Genomic DNA, 6,401 nt, shown 5'->3' with positions numbered 1-6,401 from the left:
GATTTCACTAAATTGAGGTTAGCATCTAAAACGGTGATAAAGGGTTCGAACCAACCTAATAATTTTAGTTTATAACCTACCAACACAAACCTATCATTTAGTGCATCATAATCGCCACCAGTGATTAAACCAGGTAAATCTTTTATTACTTTTATTGGCGTTAAGTTTTGCTCGGTTTGGTGTTGTGACACTTGATAAATAGTTAAGTCCTTTGATGCCCAACTCTTAGAAAATAAATACAATTGGTTATTAGCAAAAATCAAAGACTCTGCATCATAATCATGGGAGGTATATTGGTTCTGGTTTAACTGATTGCCTGTATAACGCAGATTAAACGAATTGACGAGCTGGCTGTCGGGCTCTTTAGTTATTTTATGAACCTGAACAAATGGCCGCTTACCGCTATTATTCCCAATGTCTCCTATAAACAGATAACCTTTGTTTCCGGTTAAGGCTTCCCAATCCATATTTTTAAGGGGTAAGTGTTGCTTTGTAACTATATGACCTTCCCGACTAATTGTGTAAATTATAGGTTCGTTACCTGAATCATTTAGGGTGATAGCTTGATTTATACCGGAACAAAACAGCCCAGAGGTTTCCGTTAATTCATGACTTAATGAGTGTTCTTCAATGACCGAATAATCCGCATTCCTAGTAGGTAAAATACTGCATGCTGATAAATGAACAACAATTATAAGTATAAAGGTTCTAAAGATATTTAAGCCTGGGCCTTTTCTTCCACTAACTTTCCAAGACCTTAGGGCTAGGTGTATGTATCGCGCTTCCCTATTTCCCAGTTTATTAACCGTCATTTTCTAAATTATCATCATTCAAAAGTGCCATCGTTTTACCATGAGATATTGGCTCTCGGGTATCTGGATCCAACTTAACAAAAACAATATCATCCGCTAAACAAATGGTTTTCTTAGTGACTTTATTTCTAACCAAACAAGTAACGGTAATAGAGGTTCTTCCTACCGATTTTGTGACTAAACCAAACTCAACAATGTCTCCTTGCATGGCTGGAGATTCAAAGGTCACAGCACCAATATGTTTTGTAACTAACACATTACTGTCTAGTTGGCAGATTGCATAAACCGCAGACTCTTCATCAATCCATTGTAAGACGCGGCCACCAAATAATGAACCGGCATAATTTAGGTCATATGGCATGACTAATCTTCGTGATAAAAAGCGCATTCGTATTCCTCTTCAACTTTGCTTAAAATGGTCACAATAATTATACCTTTTTAAACAACGAATTGAGTCAACTTGCATAGTCAATTACAAAACTGGTTACAAAAACGCACTACAATATTTTCCCATAGACAGATATTAGTCATAACGGGCGATAAAACGTGGGCTAAAAGTGCTGCTCAAGAAGCCTTAGAGTCTTTAAATCATGATGATATTTTATGGGTTGGTGTATCGCCAATTGCGTGTCCGACTATTAGTGTAAAAGATTACAAATCTAAACTAGGCCAGGAATACTCGCATCTCGTATATGATTGTTTTAGTGGTTTTAGGGCGAATGCAGCAATCGCCCTAAGTGGCACAATTAAATCTAATGGTTTGATGATTATACTTTGCCCAGAATTGTCTAGTTGGCCGGCATTTAATGATCCTGAAATTACAAACAGAATTTCACACGGCATTGAAACAACAAAGCTGCACAGTTATTTTTTTCAGCATTTAGTGAATGAATTCAATCGAGACGAACATTTAGCAATACTCACTAAAGATTCTTTTAAATCTTCATTGGTGAGTGTGCCCAAGCAGAGCAGAGAAAAACAATTTGAACAACAAGTGGCAGCGGTAACCGCGATTAAAAAAGTCGCATTAGGGCACAGAAATAGACCATTAATCATCAATGCAGACCGCGGCCGAGGCAAGTCATCGGCTTTAGGAATAGCGGCTGCAGAATTACTTGATCAAAATTCAAAGAACGTAATTGTTACAGCTCCGCATATCAATACTGTTAGCCAGGTGTTTTCACATGCGAAACGCCTACTTCCTAAGTCTACGCAAGAAAAAAATCAATTAGAATACAAAGGTAAACATATTCGTTTTGTCCCGGTAGACGTACTTCTAAAAGAGGACTTATCGGCCGATATTATATTTATTGATGAAGCAGCAGCAATACCCATCAATACTCTGATTGAAATCACCAAACGATTTTCACGCACAGTGTACAGTACAACGATCCATGGTTATGAAGGCAGTGGACGTGGATTTGAATTACGCTTTAAAAAAATACTAAGCCAACTAAAACCTGAATATAAACAATTAAAAATGACCTGCCCCATCCGTTGGTACCCAAGTGATCCCATAGAATTATTTTGGTTTAGGTCTTTGATGTACAACTCCAGCATTAATGATTTATCAATATCTTCGACAAAAGTAGAATGTAACTATATTAGTAAGCAGCAACTTATTGACTCGCCAGACACTTTAGCAACAGTGTTTTCCCTGTTAATTAATGCACATTACCAAACTAGTCCAGATGACTTACAACGCCTTTTAGATAGCCCTGAAGTAAAATGTTTTATTCTTAAAAAAGCAGGCGTGGTGCTGGGAACAGTACAAATCATTGAGGAAGGAGGACATGCCATAGCGAAACTTAATGACGACATATCTTCTTGTAAGAGACGGGTTAAAGGTCATTTAGTCGCACAAAACATTGCTTCTAATTATCATAGTGCAAACTTTGCAAAAGCCAAACAATGGCGAATAACGCGTATTGCCATATCTCCTGAGGCCCAAAACAAAGGCCTTGGCACCGAACTAATTCAACATATTAAACATTGTGCGAATCAAGCCAACATCGACTATGTCACAACTGCATTTGGCGTCACTCACTCTCTACTAAAATTTTGGTTAAAGACAGGTTTTGAACCGGTAAAAATTAGTTCTAAAATTGAAATCTCTAGTGGGGAACACAACTGTATATGTTTATTGCCGTTAAATAATAATGCGGTTTCACTTACTCTAGATATAAAAGAAACATTCTTACAAGATTTACTTTACCAAATGGATAAAAGACTACTCAATTTGGATCCCATAGTGCTAATTCATTTATTAGCTCAGGCTCAAAGAGACGGGAATATTGTAAACACTAAAAAGAATGAGCCAAAACACTTAGCGATTATTAAACAGTTTTGTTTTGAGTCTCGACCATTATCTAGCTGCGATAGATTAGCTAGAGAACTTATGTTGAATAACATACAAACCCTTTTAGATTTGCCCATTCAAAGCCAAATCTATTTGGCCAAAGTTTTACTGCAAAATGCTAGCTATTCGGCGTTATCTTCGTTATTTTCCCTAACAGGTAGAAAACAAATCGAAGACAAATTAAAAGACGAGTTATCTTTGTTAATTAAAAATTTTTAATATAGGCAATATACTCGAATAATCATCAGTCCAATCTACTGTATAAAGTTGATTATCAGCTAGGTTAATTCTTGTTTTTTGAAAATCCATTTTAGTTAAGATAGAGGTTTTATTAGTCAAAATAACCCAATCTGTATCGTGTTCTTGCTTTCCACCTTGGGTAGAAAACAATAAGGCCTGCATACCTAAATACTTAGCATTCCCTAAAACAACAGGCAGTAGATCCAAATGCCTATTTGATATATGTAAAATAATTGTACCCTGTGAGGTAATTTGTTGGTGATATAGCTTAAAGGCCTCCCGTGTCAATAAATGAGTCGGAATAACATCACCGGAAAAGGCGTCCACAACTAAAACATCAAACTGATGAGTAATTCCTTTATCAAACTCCTTTTGTAGACTAATACGAGCGTCACCAAGTCTTACACTAATATTGGCCTTAGACTGCTTTAAAAATCTGAAATGTCGATTAGCAAACTCAATAACCGCGGGGTTAAGTTCGTAGAAATGATAGTTGTCACCTTCATTCCCGTAAGCCCCTAACGCTCCAACACCTAATCCAATTATGCCAACATCTATATTTTCATCTTTTGACAACTCACTTAAAACAAGCTCAACCCCCGTATTAGGACGGTAATAACTCAAGGGTAAGGTTACATCTTCATTTAATGACTGTGCCCCATGAGCCGTAGAGCCATCGACTAATCGACGCTCTTCTACATCTCCTTGCACAATATCTTTTACGCTCAGTATCCCGTAAAAATTACGTGATTTATCTAAATCGAATTGCTGATAAAGTAAATTCATACTATAAAACATCAATAACCAGAGCACACCTACGACTCCACTTATAGAAGCCATTACAGTCCTGTTATTGAACCAAATCAAGGTATTTTTAATCGAACTATCTTGTTTAGCCGAAGTTTTCAAAAGTGCAGAAAAACTAAATAAAATAAAGACAGAAAAAATTGCAATGGGGTACTCAGTGAATTCGTCAAATATTAAGGGAGAAATAAAGGACACCATAAAACTACCAAATACTCCTCCTAGCGAAATAACTAAGTAAAAAAACGTAGCATGTTCAGTCTTAGGTTTTAGTTTGCTCAATTCACCGTGACATACCATAGTTGCACTAAATAAAATAAGTAAATAAAGAGTAACTTGTGTAGCGATATCAAACTGGCCACCTATAAAATAAATGAACAGAGCGATAAAAGCCGTTATTCCATAAATGACTAACCACACATTTGGCTTATAAAACCTAATATTTCCAAAACAAACTATATAAGTAACCAAATATATAGCCAAAGGGGATAACCACAAAAAAGGTACAGGGGGGATATTTTGTGACATGGCATTAGTAACGGAAACGAGTAGAACTACACCTAACGCAGATAACAAAAACCAAATGACGAAATGTTTTATAGAAGTATTGACTGTTGGTTCCCTACCAATTTTTTCGGAGACAACGCCAGTTTCTAATTTGCTTAACTTAAATCCGATGTAACCGATTAAAATTGAAAAAACAACATATCCTATGGTCCACAATATTGATTGTAGCTCAAGTGTGACAAACGGCTCCACCAAAACTGGGTACAATATTAAAGCTAAAAAGGAGCCGAAATTAGAAATAGCGTATAACTGATAAGGGTTTCCTGTTTGTCTACTGAACGTAAACCAACTTTGCATCAAGGGGCTAGTGGCTGACAAGATTGCGAAAGGCAATCCAATCGAAACCGTCAGCAGCCATACAATATCGATTGACGGATTAGTAAAAGAAAATTCTGAGTGTGCAAGCTCAAAAGGCAAAACCCAATAACTACAAAGCACTAAACAAACATGAATCAGTACTTGTGCTTTAATATTCTTAAGTTTTGATAGTGTGTGGGCATAAAAATAACCGACTAATAAAAATAACTGAAAGAAAAACAAACATGTTGTCCACACTCCAGCCCCTCCGCCAAATAACGGTAGTAAAACTTTAGAAGCAAGTGGTTGAATTTGAAAAATCAAAAAAGCACTGATAAAAACAGTTATAAAAAAAGGCATTTGGTAGTTGTTTTCGCGATAAAGTAAAATTAGAAGTAAATACTATCTAAAAGAGTATTTACGGATAATGGAATGGTAAAGAGAATATCAAGACGAGTCTAGCGTTAATACTCTTGAGTAAATAGAACACAAAAAAAAAGCTCCCATTGGGAGCTTTTATTAAAGCGTTACGAATATTAAAGTTTTACACCATTGTTCTTGGCTTTTTCTTTTACGTAAGGCTCCCAACTTCTGGCATTACGCCTAGTTGACTTATCTTTCTTAGCTTCTTGAATATGTGCAAAGGCTTGTTTATATCGACCTTGATAGAAGTTAACTTCCATCATTACCATGTGGATACGACCTTTATTATCAGCTCCTTCATCAAGCGCTTTTTGTAGTGCTGTTAACGCTTCTTTAGGACGCTCTGCAATATACAGCATATTACCTTGCTTAAAATATAACCCTGGATCAGAAGACATCTCAGCAGCTTCACCGTAGTATGCGGCTGACTCTTTGAATTCTTTCGCTCGTTGATAAGAAGAAGCAATAGAAGTTAGTATTCTTTCTTCTTTCTTAACAAATCCAGACTTTACATGTTTTTCTAGAACAGTTGCAGCCTTAATAGGTACATCATTCATAGTGTAAAGTTGGCTAAGCGCTTTAATCTCAGCTGGTTTTGTAATAAAACCTTGGTTATAAGCCAATTCAAAAGTTGATAACGCCTTTTTATGGTCTTCAACTAACATATAAAACATGCCAAGTTGCGTCCATAGATTTTTGTCATCAGGGAATATTTGAACAGCTTCTTCTTGCACTGCAATAGTTTCTTTATACATCTTACGATTGTAATAAGAAGTCATTTTTAATGCATAAGCAGTTTTATTCGGCTTAACAGCAGAAGCAATAGCTTTGTTAATTGGCTCAATTATCTCAGCAAATTGTTGAGTTTGGTAATACGCGTTCGCCATTCTGAAATAAAC

At 36.2% G+C, this 6,401-nt stretch carries 5 protein-coding genes; 1 reads left to right on the top strand and 4 read right to left on the bottom strand.

The window, feature by feature from the left end; genetic code table 11:
• Both ACSHXM_RS20400 and ACSHXM_RS20395 read right to left on the bottom strand, forming a co-directional pair.
• Positions 1–812 (bottom strand): hypothetical protein (locus tag ACSHXM_RS20400; RefSeq protein WP_435691994.1); only part of this gene is annotated, 812 nt, incomplete at its 3' end.
• Positions 802–1,200, bottom strand: a complete 399-nt coding sequence (locus ACSHXM_RS20395; protein ID WP_435691992.1) for an acyl-CoA thioesterase — start codon at positions 1,198–1,200, stop codon at positions 802–804. The genes ACSHXM_RS20400 and ACSHXM_RS20395, both read right to left, overlap by 11 nt.
• Before the next feature lie 72 nt (positions 1,201–1,272).
• On the opposite strand from ACSHXM_RS20395, the gene ACSHXM_RS20390 reads away from it, so the two are divergent.
• Positions 1,273–3,390 carry a tRNA(Met) cytidine acetyltransferase TmcA gene (locus tag ACSHXM_RS20390; RefSeq protein WP_435691990.1) on the top strand — a complete coding sequence of 706 codons (2,118 nt, stop codon included), beginning with the start codon at positions 1,273–1,275 and terminating at the stop codon, positions 3,388–3,390.
• Here the strand turns inward: ACSHXM_RS20390 and ACSHXM_RS20385 are convergent.
• Positions 3,373–5,403 (bottom strand): fused MFS/spermidine synthase, encoded by a 2,031-nt coding sequence (locus ACSHXM_RS20385; RefSeq protein WP_435691988.1) that lies wholly within the window; start codon positions 5,401–5,403, stop codon positions 3,373–3,375. The two genes, ACSHXM_RS20390 and ACSHXM_RS20385, sit on opposite strands and share 18 nt — an antisense overlap.
• Positions 5,404–5,615: 212 nt before the next feature.
• The coding region (locus tag ACSHXM_RS20380) for a tetratricopeptide repeat protein (protein ID WP_435691986.1) at positions 5,616–6,401 on the bottom strand (786 nt) is incomplete at its 5' end.

Source organism: Paraglaciecola sp. (assembly GCF_051252315.1).
Taxonomy (GTDB): domain Bacteria; phylum Pseudomonadota; class Gammaproteobacteria; order Enterobacterales; family Alteromonadaceae; genus Paraglaciecola.
Note: the sequence above shows the minus strand (reverse complement) of the source record. Positions and strands in the feature narration are given on the sequence as shown.

Bases quoted from the DNA above. Each gene is read 5' to 3' on its own strand.
- ACSHXM_RS20395 (WP_435691992.1), bottom strand. From the start codon at position 1,200: ATGCGCTTTTTATCACGAAGATTAGTCATGCCATATGACCTAAATTAT.